The organism is Streptomyces sp. CC224B, assembly GCF_030010595.1.
GTDB lineage: Bacteria > Actinomycetota > Actinomycetes > Streptomycetales > Streptomycetaceae > Streptomyces > Streptomyces longispororuber.
In genome coordinates this window covers 1-13,436 of sequence record NZ_JASCXL010000012.1, presented here as the reverse complement: position 1 = coordinate 13,436, position 13,436 = coordinate 1, and the positions used below count along the sequence as shown (strand labels likewise).

General features: G+C 74.8%; 15 protein-coding genes. 5 read left to right on the top strand and 10 right to left on the bottom strand.

The annotated features are described in order from the left end of the window. Positions 1-51: 51 nt before the first annotated feature. Together QK440_RS07195 and QK440_RS07190 are read right to left on the bottom strand one after the other, a co-directional pair. A complete protein-coding gene (locus QK440_RS07195) occupies positions 52-1,509 on the bottom strand; it encodes an aldehyde dehydrogenase family protein (RefSeq protein ID WP_282792143.1) in 1,458 nt (485 codons plus the stop codon). 61 nt (positions 1,510-1,570) lie between these two features. After that, positions 1,571-2,461, bottom strand: a complete 891-nt coding sequence (locus tag QK440_RS07190; RefSeq protein ID WP_282792142.1) for a helix-turn-helix transcriptional regulator — start codon at positions 2,459-2,461, stop codon at positions 1,571-1,573. A 316-nt stretch (positions 2,462-2,777) separates the two neighbouring features. On the opposite strand from QK440_RS07190, the gene QK440_RS07185 reads away from it, so the two are divergent. Continuing rightward, positions 2,778-3,293, top strand: coding sequence for an ATP-binding protein (locus QK440_RS07185; protein WP_282792141.1), 516 nt, complete (start codon positions 2,778-2,780; stop codon positions 3,291-3,293). A gap of 50 nt (positions 3,294-3,343) precedes the next feature. Here QK440_RS07185 and QK440_RS07180 read toward each other — a convergent pair whose 3' ends face one another. The 5 genes from QK440_RS07180 to rpmG all read right to left on the bottom strand — a co-directional run bounded on the left by QK440_RS07180 (position 3,344) and on the right by rpmG (position 5,746). Beyond that, positions 3,344-3,583, bottom strand: coding sequence for a DUF397 domain-containing protein (locus tag QK440_RS07180; RefSeq protein ID WP_282792140.1), 240 nt, complete (start codon positions 3,581-3,583; stop codon positions 3,344-3,346). A gap of 335 nt (positions 3,584-3,918) precedes the next feature. Then, positions 3,919-4,155, bottom strand: a complete 237-nt coding sequence (gene rpsR / locus QK440_RS07175) for a 30S ribosomal protein S18 (RefSeq protein WP_282792139.1) — start codon at positions 4,153-4,155, stop codon at positions 3,919-3,921. Between the two features lie 3 nt (positions 4,156-4,158). Next, a complete protein-coding gene (locus tag QK440_RS07170) occupies positions 4,159-5,310 on the bottom strand; it encodes a GTP-binding protein (RefSeq protein WP_282792138.1) in 1,152 nt (383 codons plus the stop codon). Continuing rightward, on the bottom strand, positions 5,310-5,576 hold the full coding sequence (locus QK440_RS07165; protein ID WP_282792137.1) for a type B 50S ribosomal protein L31: 267 nt from the start codon (positions 5,574-5,576) through the stop codon (positions 5,310-5,312). The genes QK440_RS07170 and QK440_RS07165 overlap by 1 nt, the downstream gene beginning before the upstream one ends. A gap of 5 nt (positions 5,577-5,581) precedes the next feature. Continuing rightward, entirely contained in the window at positions 5,582-5,746 is a 165-nt protein-coding gene (rpmG, locus tag QK440_RS07160) for a 50S ribosomal protein L33 (RefSeq protein ID WP_030361075.1), read from the bottom strand. A 72-nt stretch (positions 5,747-5,818) separates the two neighbouring features. Between rpmG and rpmB the strand changes: the two genes are divergently transcribed. From rpmB to QK440_RS07145, 3 genes are all read left to right on the top strand, one after another. Beyond that, the gene (rpmB, locus tag QK440_RS07155; RefSeq protein WP_282792136.1) at positions 5,819-6,055 is read left to right on the top strand and encodes a 50S ribosomal protein L28; all 237 of its coding nucleotides are present in this window, start codon (positions 5,819-5,821) and stop codon (positions 6,053-6,055) included. Further along, positions 6,055-6,360, top strand: a complete 306-nt coding sequence (gene rpsN / locus QK440_RS07150; RefSeq protein WP_282792135.1) for a 30S ribosomal protein S14 — start codon at positions 6,055-6,057, stop codon at positions 6,358-6,360. The genes rpmB and rpsN overlap by 1 nt, the downstream gene beginning before the upstream one ends. An 87-nt stretch (positions 6,361-6,447) precedes the next feature. Then, on the top strand, positions 6,448-6,924 hold the full coding sequence (locus tag QK440_RS07145; RefSeq protein ID WP_282792134.1) for a hypothetical protein: 477 nt from the start codon (positions 6,448-6,450) through the stop codon (positions 6,922-6,924). Positions 6,925-6,942: 18 nt separating this feature from the next. On the opposite strand, the gene QK440_RS07140 is transcribed toward QK440_RS07145, so the two are convergent. From QK440_RS07140 to QK440_RS07130, 3 genes are all read right to left on the bottom strand, one after another. Next, positions 6,943-9,195 (bottom strand): FUSC family protein, encoded by a 2,253-nt coding sequence (locus QK440_RS07140; protein ID WP_282792133.1) that lies wholly within the window; start codon positions 9,193-9,195, stop codon positions 6,943-6,945. A 105-nt stretch (positions 9,196-9,300) separates the two neighbouring features. Continuing rightward, positions 9,301-9,678, bottom strand: coding sequence for a MerR family transcriptional regulator (locus tag QK440_RS07135; RefSeq protein ID WP_282792132.1), 378 nt, complete (start codon positions 9,676-9,678; stop codon positions 9,301-9,303). A 1-nt stretch (position 9,679) separates the two neighbouring features. Further along, the gene (locus QK440_RS07130) at positions 9,680-11,038 is read right to left on the bottom strand and encodes a DUF2786 domain-containing protein (RefSeq protein ID WP_282792131.1); all 1,359 of its coding nucleotides are present in this window, start codon (positions 11,036-11,038) and stop codon (positions 9,680-9,682) included. An 84-nt stretch (positions 11,039-11,122) separates the two neighbouring features. On the opposite strand from QK440_RS07130, the gene QK440_RS07125 reads away from it, so the two are divergent. Further along, positions 11,123-13,297: an FtsX-like permease family protein gene (locus QK440_RS07125; protein ID WP_282792130.1), complete on the top strand. Its 2,175-nt coding sequence runs from the start codon at positions 11,123-11,125 to the stop codon at positions 13,295-13,297. Positions 13,298-13,436 lie beyond the last annotated feature (139 nt).

Below are 13,436 nucleotides of genomic sequence, written 5' to 3'. Positions count from 1 at the left end.
TCCGGGTCCGGACGGTGGTGCCCGGAGTGCAGGCCTGTCGGCAGGCGGGCCTCAGAACGGGAAGCGGGAGCGCCCGTGCTGCACCGAGATCCACTTCGGCGTGGTGAAGGCGTCCACCGTCGAGTCGCCGTTCAGCCGGCCGACACCCGAGTGCTTCTCGCCGCCGAAGGGCACGATCGGCTCGTCGTGGACGGTGCCGTCATTGATGTGGATCATGCCGGTGCGGATGCGCCGGGCGAGGCGCACGCCGCGCTCGGTGTCGGCGGTGTGGACGGCGCCGCTGAGGCCGTACGGCGTGTCGTTGGCGAGGCGCACGGCCTCCTCCTCGCCGTCGAAGGGCAGGATGAGCGCCACCGGGCCGAAGATCTCCTGGCGCAGCACCGGGGCGTCGTCGGGCAGGCCGGTGAGGACGGACGGGAAGACGAGATTGCCCTCGGTGCGGCCGTGCAGCAGCGCCGTGGCGCCCGCCTGGACGGTCTGCGTGACGAGCGAGGTCACGCCGTCGGCCTGCGAGGAGTTGATGAGCGGGCCGATGTGCGTCTCGGGGGACGCCGGGTCGCCGACCTTCAGCGTCTTGACCTTGGCGACGAACTTCTCGGTGAACTCGGCCTCGACGGCGCGGTCCACCAGGATGCGGTTGGCCGCCATGCACACCTGGCCCTGGTGCACGAAGCGGCTGAAGACGGCGGCGTCCACGGCGTAGTCGACGTCCGCGTCGTCCAGGACGATCAGCGCGCTGTTGCCGCCCAGTTCCAGGACGCAGCGCTTGAAGTGCTGGGCGCAGACGGTGGCCACGTGGCGGCCCACGGCGTCGGAGCCGGTGAACGAGATGACGCCGGGCACGGGGTGTTCGAGCAGGGCGTCGCCGATCTCGGCTATGTCCGTGATGACGACGTTCAGGACACCGGGCGGCAGGCCCGCGTCCTCGAATATCTTCGCCACCAGGCTGCCGCCGAGGACCGGCGCGTTCTGGTGCGGCTTGAGGACGACCGCGTTGCCCAGCGCGATGGCCGGGGCGACCGACTTCACCGACAGCAGGAACGGGAAGTTGAAGGGGCTGATGACGCCGACGACCCCGACCGGGACGCGGTAGAGGCGGTTCTCCTTGGTGTCGTCGGGCGACGGGATGAGGTGGCCCTGCGGGGCGAGCGCCAGGTGGACCGCCTCGCGCAGGAACTCCTTGGTCAGGTGCAGCTCGAAGGCGGCCTTGACGAGCGTGCCGCCGAGCTCCGCGACGATCGCCTCGGTGATCTCCGCCTCGCGGTCCTCGATGATGCGCAGGGCGCGCTCGAAGACCTCCCGGCGCTTGTACGGGTTGGTCGCGCCCCAGGACTCCTGGGCGCGCTGGGCGGCGCGGTAGGCCTGGTCCACCTCGTCGGCCGTGGCGACCGTGATCGACGCCAGCTTCTCCCCGTCGTACGGGTTGAAGTCGATGATGTCCCAGGAACCGGAGCCGGCCTTCCACTCACCGTCGATGTACTGGTGAGCGAGATCGGTGAAGATGGACATGAGACGAGACCCCTTGCCGCACGACAGCAGACTCCTGAATTCCCGTCATCCTACTGACGATTCAGGTCAGTTGGAGTAGACCACGCAGAAGGTCACGGCTGTCGGCCGGATCCGGACAGTCCTCCTGGAGCTCGGCCATCGCCCGCTCGTACTGGGCCACTTCCTCCCGCTTGTCCAGGTACAGCGCGCCGGTGAGCTGTTCCAGGTAGACGACGTCCGACAGGTCGGACTCGGGGAAGCTCAGCATCGTGAACGCGCCGCTCTCGCCCGCGTGGCCGCCGAAGGTGAACGGCATGACCTGCAGCGTCACGTTCGGCCGCTCGGAGATGTCGATGAGGTGCTGGATCTGCCCGCGCATCACCTCGCGGTCGCCGTACGGCCGCCGCAGCGCCGCCTCGTCGAGGACGCACCGGAACTGCGGCGCGCGCTCCGAGACGAGCAGCTTCTGGCGCTCCAGGCGCAGCGCGACCCGGCGGTCGATGTCGGCCTGGCTGACCTTGCCGCCACCGCCGCGGCCTGCGGCGGCCTTCAGGCCGCGCTCGACGACGGCGTGCGCGTAGGCCTCCGTCTGCAACAGGCCGTTGATGAACTGGACTTCGTAGACCCGGATGAGCGAGGCGGCGCCCTCCAGGCCGATATATGTCTGGAACCAGCCCGGCAGCACGTCGGAGTAACTGTGCCACCAGCCGGTGAGGTTGGCCTCCTTGGCGAGCGAGAGGAGCGCGGCGCGCTCGGCCTCGTCCGTGACTCCGTAGAGCGTGAGAAGGTCTTCCACGTCCCTCGACTTGAAGCTCACCCTGCCCAACTCCATGCGGCTGATCTTCGATTCGGACGCGCGGATCGAGTATCCGGCCGCTTCACGGGTGATGCCGCGTGCTTCCCTCAGGCGCCTCAGTTGCGAGCCCAGCAGAATGCGCCGTACCACCGAGCCGCTCGACTCCCCAGCGGTCACTTCGCTCAGTCCTCCCCAAGGTCTTGAGACTCGCAGTGTGCCATTAAACGCTTCAGGCGGTGCTCGTTCGGTTACGGAAAGGGAAAGCGTAAGGACAGTCTCCACAAGAGGCCGTAGGAAGAAATGGGCAAGAAGCCCCCTAGGAACGGTCAAGTCCGGCGCGTGCACGTGCATCTGCCCTTGCATCTGCTGTACGCATTCGGAACCATGGTCGGCGCGTCACTTGTTGTGCCCTTGCTGTACCGACCGCTGTACCGACCGCGCCACCGCACGCTCGCTTCGTACCGCGAACCGCGAAAACCGGGGAGTGCCTCGCATGGGGACGAATGGATCAACCATGCTCGAGCCCTTGCGGCAGGGGCTTCCTCCGCTCGACCCCTCCGGGGTCTCCAGCGCGGCCTCCTGCTCCCTCCCGCCCCGGTACGAAGCGGTCGGCAGCGCACGGCAGTTCACCCGGAAGACGCTTTCCTCCTGGGAGCTCGACGACCGCTTCGACGACGTCGCGCTCGTCGTCTCCGAGCTCGTCACCAACGCGCTGCGGCACGCCCTGCCCGCCCACGGCGCGCACGCCGAGGTGCACTGCGTGGTCGGCGAGGACGCGCCCGTGCGGCTGCACATGATGCGCTGGACCTCGCGCCTGGTGTGCGCGGTACGGGACCCCAGCGACGAGAGCCCGGTGACGCGGGGGCCCGAGGACGCCTTCGACGAGTTCTCGGCGGAGTCCGGCCGGGGCCTCTTCCTGGTGGACTCGTTCAGCGACGGCTGGGGGTGGCACCCGCTCGCGGGCGCGCTGAGCGGCAAGGTGGTGTGGGCGCTGTTCCAGCTCGCCTGATCAGCGACGCGGCGTACGCACGGGTTCGGCGACGGCGCGCACGCGTGTGATCAGCCGCTGACCAGGTCGTCGAACTCGCCGTCCTTCATGCCGAGCAGCATCGCCTCTATCTCGGCGCGCGTGTAGACGAGCGCCGGCCCGTCCGGGAAGCGCGAGTTGCGCACGGCGACGTCGCCGCCCGGCAGCTTCGCGAACTCCACGCAGGCACCCTGGGAATTGCTGTGCCTGCTCTTCTGCCAGACCACCCCGTGAAGATCCGTGGCCGCCATGCCGTTGAACACGTGGTGCACAGGTCGCTCCCCGGTGGTGCCGTGGCTGTCGTTGTAGCCGTCAACTGTCCCGGATCATAGCTGTGTTCATGTGCCGATGCATGGGCAGATGCACGTGCACGCGGTGTGGTGAGCTGGTTACAGCTCCTCCGGCCACCGCGACGAACCCCGCATGACATGCGAACGCCAGCCCCCGTCCATGATCTTCCCGCGGTGTTCCCGCGCCGGGTTGTCCGGATCCGATTCCCTCGTGCACTAGGTACAGACGCGTTCGGGGGCCGTCTGGTGGCAGGCGTACGGGGAGGAGTTCGCGGCGGCCGCAAGCGCTTGCCCCGGCACCGGGGGCGGCGGCCGCGTCAGCGGGGCGCGTACGGCAGCAGCGCCATCTCCCGGGCGTTCTTGACGGCGCGGGCGAGCTGCCGCTGCTGCCGCACCGTCACGCGGGTCACACGGCGGGAGCGGATCTTGCCCCGGTCCGAGAGGAACTTCCGCAGCAGCTCGACGTCCTTGTAGTCGATGTACGTGATGCCCGCCTGGTCCAGCGGGTTGGGGCGGGGCTTCAGGGGCTTGCGGTCGGCGCGGCGGGGGGACACGGGTCAGACCTCCAGGAGGGAGTCGAAGGCGGGCGGCAGGTTCTTCCAGGCGTCGCGCCCGGCGGCGTACTCCTCGTCCGTGAGGAGGCAGGACTCCAGGACACGCACGAGCGCGTCGCGGTCGAGGCCGGGCGAGGTGAACACGAGGTGCTGGCAGCGGTCGCCGTGCTCCGGGTGCCAGTCGAGCGCGGCGGCAGCGCGGCGCACCGGCGGCACCAGCTCCCAGGCGGCGTCCGGCAGGGACGCGAGCCACGGCCCGGCGCTCTCCACGCACAGGGCGCCGCCCGCCGCGTCCCAGGCGAGCAGCGTGTCGGGGTGGTCGGCGAGCCAGAAGCGGCCCCGGCTGCGCGCGGCGGCGCAGGTCAGGTCCTCCAGGGCCGCGTACAGCCGCTCCGGGTGGAAGGGCCGCTCGCGGCGCCAGACCAGCGTGGTGACGCCGCTGTCGTCGGCCTCGGCGGGCAGCAGCGCGCACGCCGGGTGCTGCGCCGCGGCGGCCGCCTCCACGTCGAAGCCGGCGCGTGCGGCGCCCGCCAGGTCACCGTGGCCGATCGGGACCTGGCGGGCCGTCGGGTGGAGCTGGGCGAGCAGCGCGCGGTCGGCGTCGTCCACGGGCGCGGCGGTCCCGGTGTCGAGGACCGCGAGCACCGGCGGGTACTCGAGCTGCCGCGCCCAGGTGTCGGCGACGGTGCGCCGGTCGGCGGCGGCCGCGGCGAGCCCCGCCTCCGCCAGGTCGTCGCCGTTGGCGAGGTAGGGCAGCAGCAGGCTCGGGTCGACGGCCGTGAGCACACCGCTCAGGCGCAGCGCGCGCGAGCCGTGCCCGGCGATGACCTCGGCCATGGCCTGGGGCTCGACGGAGTCCCACAGCTCGACGACCGCGAGCCGGGTGAGGCCGCCGGCGGCGAGGCGCTCCAGCTCCGGTACGAGGTCCTCGCGCAGGGCGCAGCAGGCGCAGTCGTTGACGAGGGGGGCCTCGCCGCTGGACAGCGGCCCGTTCGCGTCGCGCACGGTCCGGGTGACGCCGCCGCCGGGCGCGGCCGAGAGGTCGTGGTGCAGGGCGACGCTGCCGGGGACGGTGGCCAGCAGCCGGGCCACGGCCGCCGCGCGGGCCTCGGCGTGCAGCCCGGCCACGACGACCACGTCGAGGGGGGTGCCCATCAGCGGGCCCCGCCCTCGGGGGAGCGGGAGCCGTAGCGGCGCTCGAAGCGCTCCACGCGGCCCGCCGTGTCGAGGACGCGCTGCTGGCCCGTGTAGAAGGGGTGGCTCGCGGAGGAGACCTCGACGTCGATGACGGGGTACGTGCGGCCGTCCTCCCAGTCGATCGTCTTGTCGCTGGTGGCCGTCGAGCGCGTGAGGAAGGCGAAGCCCGCGGCCTTGTCGCGGAAGACGACGGGGCCGTAGGGCGGGTGGATGCCGGGTCGCATCGGGATCAGCGCTCCTCTCGGAAGTCGACGTGGCGGCCGGCGACCGGGTCGTACTTGCGCAGGGTGAGGCGGTCGGGGTCGTTCCTGCGGTTCTTGCGGGTGACGTAGGTGTAGCCCGTGCCGGCGGTGGACCGGAGCTTGATGACCGGGCGGAGTTCGTTGCGAGCCATGACGGCTAGTATATGAAAATGAATCCCGTTTCCAAATGGACGGGAGCGATTCCGACCGAGAGGTGCGTCACCGTGTCCGCCCACTGCCAGCTCACCGGCGCGAAGCCGGGCTTCGGCAAGACCATTTCCCACTCCCACCGGCGCTCGTCGCGCCGTTTCGACCCCAACGTCCAGAGCAAGCGCTACTGGCTGCCGAGCGAGGGCCGGTACGTGCGCCTGCGGCTGAGCGCGAAGGGCATCAAGACCGTCGACGTGATCGGCGTCGAGGCCGCCGTGGCCCGGATTCGTGCGCGCGGGGTGAAGGTCTGATGGCCAAGAAGAGCAAGATCGCGAAGAACGAGCAGCGGCGCGCGACGGTCGCCCGGTACGCCGCGCGGCGGGCCGAGCTGAAGGAGATCATCCGCCGCCCCTCCACGCCGGAGGCCGAACGCATCGCGGCCCGGCGGGAGTTGGCGCGCCAGCCGCGTGACGCCAGCGCCACCCGCGTACGCAATCGCGACAGCGTGGACGGGCGGCCGCGCGGCTATCTGCGGACGTTCGGGCTCTCCCGGGTGCGGCTGCGCGAGCAGGCGCACGCCGGATTCCTGCCCGGCGTACGGAAGTCGTCCTGGTAGCTTGGCGCGCGATTCCGGGCCGGTGGCCGGGGACGATGCTCGTTCAACAGCTCTGACTAGGGGGACTTCGTGCGCAGGCACGTCCGCATGACGACGATCGGTGCGACGGTGGCGGGGCTCGCCGCCGCGCTCGTGCTGACCGGTTGCAGCAGCGACGACGGCGACAAGGGTGACGAGGGCGGCAACGACAAGGGCGCGGCCTCGGACAGCGCGTCCAAGGGGCCCGGCTCCGGGGAGTCGGGCGCCAAGGGCGGCAGCCTGGAGGGCAGTTGGATGACCCAGTCCAAGGGCAAGCCGGTCGCCCTCGTCATCAGGGGCGGGAACGCCTCGCTGGCCTCCGCCGGGCAGGTGTGCAGCGGCACCGCCGAGGAGGAGGCGGGCCTGCGGATGATCAAGCTGAAGTGCAGCGACGGCTCCACGGACCGCTCCGAGGGCCGCGTCGAGTCCGTGGACGGCACGAAGCTGAAGGTCGCCTGGGAGGGCTTCGGCACGGACGAGTTCACCAAGGCCGAGGGCGGCCGGCTGCCCAAGGGGCTGCCGACGGCGGACCTGCCGCGGGGCTGACGCACCCGGCGGACGCCGTCAGCGGGCCGCGGACCCCCCGGGGGGCCGCGGCCTGCCGCTGTCGGTGCCGTCCACCAGCATCGGCGGGGGCGTCACGTCCAGGGCGTCGGAGAGTTCACCGAGCGCGTCCAGGAGGAGGCCCGCGCCGCGGCGGACGACGCGGTCCGGGGCGCCCTCGCCGTCCCAGTCCGCCAGCGCCTCGCGGACCGGTTCCCAGGTGGGTACGCGGCGTTCGCGCACGGCCTTCGCAGCCCGGTCGGTGGCGGTGCCCAGTGCGTCCGCGAAGCGGGCGGCGGCCGGGACCGGGGGCGCCCCGCGCTCGGGCAGGTGGGCCTCCATCAGCATGGCGACGCGGCCGATCTGCACCAGGGCGCGCTCGGCGTCCTGCGCGGCCGCGTGGGACAGGCCGCGGTGACGCACCGGTTCGCGCCGGGCCCGCGCCGCGGCCTCCTGCCAGGCGATCCGCGCGTCGCGGGCGGCGAGCAGGGCCTCGCGCACGTCGGGGCAGGCCTTGCCCGCGGGTTCGGCGTAGTGGCGGACGACGGCGGCGGCGTACCGGCCGTCCGCGGCCAGCCAGTCCGCGAGCCGGGTGCGCAGCCGCGGGGTCTCCCAGGCCGGGTAGAGGGCGTACGCGAGCATCGCGAGGGCGCCGCCGAGCAGGGTCAGGACGGCGCGCTCCGGCACCGTCTGCGTCCACTCCTCGCCGCCCATCCCGAGCAGGAACACGACGTACGCGGCGACACAGGCCTGGGCGGCGACCTGGCCGGTGCGCATCAGCAGGTACATCAGCCCGGCGCAGATGACGGCGAGGGCCGCGGACAGGTGCGTGCCGGGGTGGACGAGCTGGACCAGGCCGGTCGCCAGGGCCACGCCGACCAGGGTGCCGGCGAAGCGGGCCACCGCGCGGGAGTAGGTCTGGGAGAAGTCGGGGCGCATCACCATGACCGCGGCCATGGGCGCCCAGTAGGCGTGCCCGAGGGGCAGGCGCGTGGCCAGGAGGTAGCCGGTGACGGTGACCGCGGTGACGCGGACGGCGTGGCGGGTGACGGCGGAGTTCCGCTTGCGCAGTTCGGTGCGCATGGCCTTGCAGGCGGCGGGGACCAGGGCCAGGAGGCCTGGGCGGACCAGGTGGGCGGGGGCCTCGCGGGGGGTCGCGGACGGGTCCGGGGTGGCTGCCTCTCGGGAGGTCGCGGACGGGTCCGGGCTCGCTGCCTCTCGGGAGGTCGTGGACGGGTCCGGGGTGGCTGCCTCGTGGGGCGCCCGCCCCGCGGGACGCTTGCCCGGGGCGGGGACGCCCGCGACCTCCACGACGTCCCGCAGGAGAGCCCCGAGGCGCGTCGCCGCCCGGTGGGGCGGGCCCGTGAGCAGGTCCTCCGCGTCGGGCGCGCCGAAGGTGGCGGCCGCCGCGGGCAGGCGCGGGACGGGGGTGCCGTGGCGGATGGCCCGGGCCGCGGCGTCGAGGACGTCGGCCGCCGCGGCCAGGAGCTCCCGGACGCGGTCGCGCTCCGGGCCCTCGGCGGGGACGCCCATCGCCGGGTCCGCGAGCGAGGCGAGGACCGGGCGGACGCGTTCGGCGAGGCCGCGGGTGCCGTGCAGGGCGGCCGGGCGGCTGCGTGCCTGGCGGGGCGTGATGGTCGCGGCGTCGCGGGCCGCCATCAGCGGGGCCGGGTCGAAGGGCGCGACCGGGTCGTGGCGCAGGCGGCGGGCGTAGTCGGCCTCGGCGGCCAGCGCATCGGCGAGGGCGTCCCGGTGCGGGCCCCAGCGGCGCACCGGGAACAGGATCACCAGGGCCGCCTGGACCAGGCCGCCCACGACCATCATCGCGGCGTGGCCCGCGGCCTCCGCGAGCGAGGTGGGGAGCGTGATCGTGACCAGCATGATGGCGACGTTGGACGTGGCGATGAGGCCGATCGTGGGGCCCGCCGCCCAGCTCAGGCCCGCGAGGAAGGTCCACACGGCGAGCAGCGCGAGGAACAGGGGCTCGTGGGCGCCGCTCACGTAGCCGAGAAAGGTCGACACGGCGAGGCTGGTGCCGGAGGCGACGGCCAGCTCCGGGCGGGGGCGCCAGCTCCGCTGGAACGTGGCGATGGCCGCCTGGTACGCGCCGAACGCGGAGCCGGCGGCGACGGCGGGGCCGAAGAGGGCGAGGGCCGCGGTGATCACCACGGCCAGGCCGGCCGCGCCGCGCAGGGCCACCAGGGGTTCGAGGCGGCGGCGCTCCACGGTCAGACCCGTGCGGGTCGTCTGTCGCAGGGCTCGCCACCAGGTCACTCCGTGATGGTACGGGTTTGCGGGGTTTCGCCCCCTATGCCTCCTCGGTGGCGCCGCGGGCGGGGGCGGGGCGCGCGGCCGGGGGGCGGGGCGCGCGGCCGGGGGTTACGCCGGTTGTCGTGCGCGGGTCGCGCGGACTTCGTTCAGGTACTCCGCTATCGCGTCGCGGTTGCGGGTCAGGCATTCGACGCGTCGGGTCATGCGGTCCCGTTCGCGCTCCAGGGTGGCGAGCATCTCCGGGGTGGCGTCCTCGAAGTGGATGGCGCGGGGCTTGTTCAGGCAGGGCAGGATCTGCTTGATGAGGCGGGTGGGGAGCCCGGCGTCCAGGAGGCCGCGGATCTGCAGGACGCGGTCGACGTTGGACTCGTCGTAGTCGCGGTAGCCGTTCGGGGCCCGGTCGGCGACGATCAGGCCCTGTTCCTCGTAGTAGCGCAGCAGTCTGCGGGACGTACCGGTGCGTTCCGACAGCTCTCCGATGCGCATGTCACTCCCTCCGGTCCGGGCGGGTGTGCGGAAGCCTCACACGAGCGTGAAGGTTAGCGCCCGACGCGGCCGCCGCGCCCTCGGCCCAGCCCGCGCCGTCGTGGGCGCCGCGCACGCGGGTCGTGGTGGTCTCGGGGAACATGCGCTCCGCGTGGTCGGTGACGGCGACGTCCCGCGCGGCGAGCACCGGGAGCAGCGCGCCGTGGCCGGCCTCGTGCGTGACGGGCGCGGCCGCCGCCTCCAGGCGGGCCCCGACGCGGTCGGCGTACGCCATCCAGAAGGCCTGCCGGAACGTCTTCGTACGCCTGCGCCCGCCCGCGCGCTGCTCCGCCTCGGCCGTGGTCAGGGCGGCGGCGCCCTGGACGAGCAGGGAGGTGTACAGCAACTCGGCCACCTCCAGGTCGGGTTCGAAGCCGACGAGGGTGGAGAAGGCGAAGGGCTCGTTCCACACGGCGCGGCAGCGGTTCGCCGTGGCCACGGCGTCGAGGAGGATCGCCTTGGCCGTCTCGTACGGGGCGTCGACGCCGACGCGGCAGGCGCCGGGCGCGTCCGCCGCGTGGGTGCGCGCGGCGAGCAGCGCCTCGTCGACGCTGTAGCGGGCCATCAGCTCCTGCGCCTTCGCGGTCAGCGCCTCCGCCTCCGGCGGGTACGCGGTCGCCTCGGCCTTGGCGAGCAGGGCGCGGACGCGGGTGAGGGCGCGCGGCTCGCCGTGCGCGGGCGCCGCGGTGAGCCGGGTGCGCGCGCTGCCCGGCGGCGGTCCCACCGGCTCGATCGCGGGCAGCCGCAGCAGGAAGCGGTAGAGGGTGAGCAGGGCGGTGGCCCGCGAGAAGCGGTCCGGGGCCCGCCAGGGCTCGTACGCGTCGAGGGCGGCGAGCTGGGCGGGCCAGCGGGCGGGCAGGTCGCCGGGTCCGTAGCGGCGGGTCTCGGCGCGGATCAGCTCGGCGGCGAGGCGGACGTGCTCGTCGCCGAGGTCGCGCCGCACGAGGCGCAGCACGTCGGCGGGGAGCCAGCCGCGCTCCCAGGCGCGGCGGAGGAACTCCTCGCCACGGCGCGCGACTTCGGCGTCGACGGCGGGTTCGGCGGCGATCAGCGAGGCCGCGGTGTCCAGGGCGTGGTCGGGGGCGTGGGCGGCGCGCCCCCCGCGCCCGCCCCGGCCCGCGCGCCCACTACGGCCCGCGCGCCCGTCGCGGCCGCCCTCGCGCCCCTCCCGGCCCCGGTTGCCCTTGTCGCCCCGGTTGCCCTTGCCGCCCTTGCCACCCTTACGGGACGCCCCGTTCGGGCTGTCCTCGGAACCTTCACCGGCAGCCGCCGCGCCCTCGTACAGCGCCGTCGCGAACGCCTTGTCGATCACCGAGTCCATACCCCTAAGGGTAGGTCTGGCCCTACCGTCGATCCGCCCGCCAGGGGGCGTGAGGCGGGCGGCGGCGGACGGTTCGCTGGGAGCATGATTCTCGCTTCGCTGCGCTCTCGCTGGGCCGGGTTCCTCGGGGCCTTCGTCGCCGTCGCCCTCGGGGTGGCGCTCACCGCCGCGGCGGCCGTGGGGCTCGCGGCCGGCGCGGGCGGGGCGGACCGGGCCCCGCAGCGGTTCGCGGACTCGGCCGTCGTCGTGGCGGGGCGGGACACGCTCACCGTGCCGGTGCGGCGCGGGCCCGAGGCCGACCGCGTCACGAAGCGGCTCGCTCATCCACACCCTGTGGACAGCGCGCTCCTCGACGACCTGCGGGACCTCGGGACCGTACTCGTCCGGGGGCCGCTGGACGCCGTCGGCGTGGACGCGCCGGAGCGCGCGGTGCGGGCGGCGGTCGCCGCGTCCGGCACCGGCGCCCGGGTGCTCACCGGCGCCGACCGGCGCCGCGCCGACCCCGGGGCCGAGGAGGACGGGCGGGCGCTGGTGGCCGTCACCGCGTTCCTCGGCACGGCGGGCGGGGTCGCCGTCTTCGTGTCGGCGTTCGTCACCGCGTCCGCCTTCGCGTTCGTCGTGGCGCTGCGCCGCCGGGAGCTGGGGCTGCTGCGGGCGGCCGGGGCGAGCCGGGGCCAGGTGCGGCGCTGGCTGCTCGGGGAGGCGCTGGCGGTGGGCGCGGCGGCGTCGGCGGCGGGGTGTGCGCTCGGGGCGTGGGCGGCGCCCCGCTGCGCGCGGGCGCTGGTCGCGGCGGAGGTGGCGCCGCCCTGGTTCCGGGTGGCCGAGGGGCTGCAGTGGACCTGGTGGCCGTACCAGCTCGCCTTCTGGACGGGGCTGCTCGTCGCCCTCGCCGGGGCCTGGAGCGCGGCGTGGCGGGCGGGGCGCGTGAGCCCCGTGGAGGCGCTGCGGGAGGCCTCGCTCGACACCGGCGTCATGCCGCGGGGCCGCCGCGCCGCGGGGGCCGCGCTGCTCGCCGGGGCGCTCGGGCTGCTCGCGTGGACGCTGTGGTCGGACCCCGCGGACCTGCTCAAGCGCAAGACGTACACCACGCAGCCGATGATCCTCGCGACGGCCGTCGCCGCCCTCGCGCCGCTCCTCGTACGCCGCGTCGTGGCGCTCTTCCGCCGGCCCGCGGCGCTGCGGCCGGGGCGGACCCGCCCGGCGGTCGCCCTCGCCCGGGTGGCGCGCGCCAACTGCGGCGCCGGGGTGCGCCGTACGGCCGCCGTGGCCGCGCCCGTCCTGGTCACCGTGGCGCTCGCGGGCTGCCTGTTCGGCTCGGCCGCGACGGTCGGGGCGGCCGGGGCGGCCGAGGCGCGGCGGCAGACCGCCGCCGACCTCGTCGTCACCGGGGACGCGCTGCGCCCCGTCGGCCCGGTGCCGGGCGCGACCGTGTCCGCCTCCGCCGCCACGGCCGTCTTCGTCCGCGAGGACGACGGCGCCGCGCTGGTCCGCTCCGAGGCGCGGGCGGTCGCCGACCCGGCGGCGTTCGCCGCGGTGACCCGGCTCCCGGTGGTCGCGGGCGACGTCCGCGGCCTCGACGACTGTTCGATCGTCGTCAACGAGGAGTGGCAGCGGCACCGCGTCGGCGAGCGCGTGACCGTGTGGCTCGGCGACGGGCGCCGGGCCCGGCTGCGGATCGCGGCGGTCCTCGCGCGCGGCACCGGCGGCAACGGCGCGTACGTGACCGCGCGCAACGCGGCCGCCCCCGTGGACCGGCTCGACGTACGGCTGCGCCCCGGCGCCGAGCGAGCCGCCGTGGCGCGGGCGCTGCGCGCGAGCGGCGGCGAGGTCCGGCCGGTCGCGGACTGGCTCGCCGCCACGCACCCCGGCATGAAGGAGCAGACCCGCCTCGGGCTGCTGATGCTGCTCGCGATCTGCCTCGCGTACGCGGTGATCTCCCTGGCCGCCACGCTCCTGATGACCGCGCCGGTACGCGCCCCCGAGCTGCGCTCCCTGCGCCTCGTAGGGGCCACCCCCGCGCAGCTACGGCTCGTCGCGGCCGGGGAGGCGCTGCTGGCGGTGGCGGTGGGCACGGTCCTGGGGCTCGCGGTGACGGGGGTCGGGCTCGGGGGCCTGGCGGCGGCGCTCGCGCGGCTCTCGGTGCCGGTGGGGCCGGAGGTGCTTGTGGTGCCGTGGGATGTCATGGGGGTGTGCGTGGGGGTGTGCGTGGGGGTGGCTGTGGGGGCTGCGGTGGTGGGGGTGCGGGTGGGGCGGGCCTGAGCAGGCGCGTGGCCTCGCGGGGGCGCCCCAGGCCCACCCCTTCCCGAAACGGGGGGGGGGGGCCCCCCCCCCCCCCCCCCCACGGGGGGGGGGGGGGGGGGGGGCGCGCCCCCGCCCCCCCCCCCGCGGGGAGCGGCGG

Excerpts from the sequence above, each read along its gene's own strand:
- QK440_RS07195 (WP_282792143.1), bottom strand. The coding sequence starts at position 1,509 with ATGTCCATCTTCACCGATCTCGCTCACCAGTACATCGACGGTGAGTGG.
- QK440_RS07185 (WP_282792141.1), top strand. The coding sequence starts at position 2,778 with ATGGGGACGAATGGATCAACCATGCTCGAGCCCTTGCGGCAGGGGCTT.
- QK440_RS07170 (WP_282792138.1), bottom strand. The coding sequence starts at position 5,310 with ATGGGCACCCCCCTCGACGTGGTCGTCGTGGCCGGGCTGCACGCCGAG.
- QK440_RS07165 (WP_282792137.1), bottom strand. The coding sequence starts at position 5,576 with ATGCGACCCGGCATCCACCCGCCCTACGGCCCCGTCGTCTTCCGCGAC.
- rpmG (WP_030361075.1), bottom strand. The coding sequence starts at position 5,746 with ATGGCTCGCAACGAACTCCGCCCGGTCATCAAGCTCCGGTCCACCGCC.
- rpsN (WP_282792135.1), top strand. The coding sequence starts at position 6,055 with ATGGCCAAGAAGAGCAAGATCGCGAAGAACGAGCAGCGGCGCGCGACG.
- QK440_RS07145 (WP_282792134.1), top strand. The coding sequence starts at position 6,448 with ATGACGACGATCGGTGCGACGGTGGCGGGGCTCGCCGCCGCGCTCGTG.
- QK440_RS07135 (WP_282792132.1), bottom strand. The coding sequence starts at position 9,678 with ATGCGCATCGGAGAGCTGTCGGAACGCACCGGTACGTCCCGCAGACTG.
- QK440_RS07130 (WP_282792131.1), bottom strand. The coding sequence starts at position 11,038 with ATGGACTCGGTGATCGACAAGGCGTTCGCGACGGCGCTGTACGAGGGC.
- QK440_RS07125 (WP_282792130.1), top strand. The coding sequence starts at position 11,123 with ATGATTCTCGCTTCGCTGCGCTCTCGCTGGGCCGGGTTCCTCGGGGCC.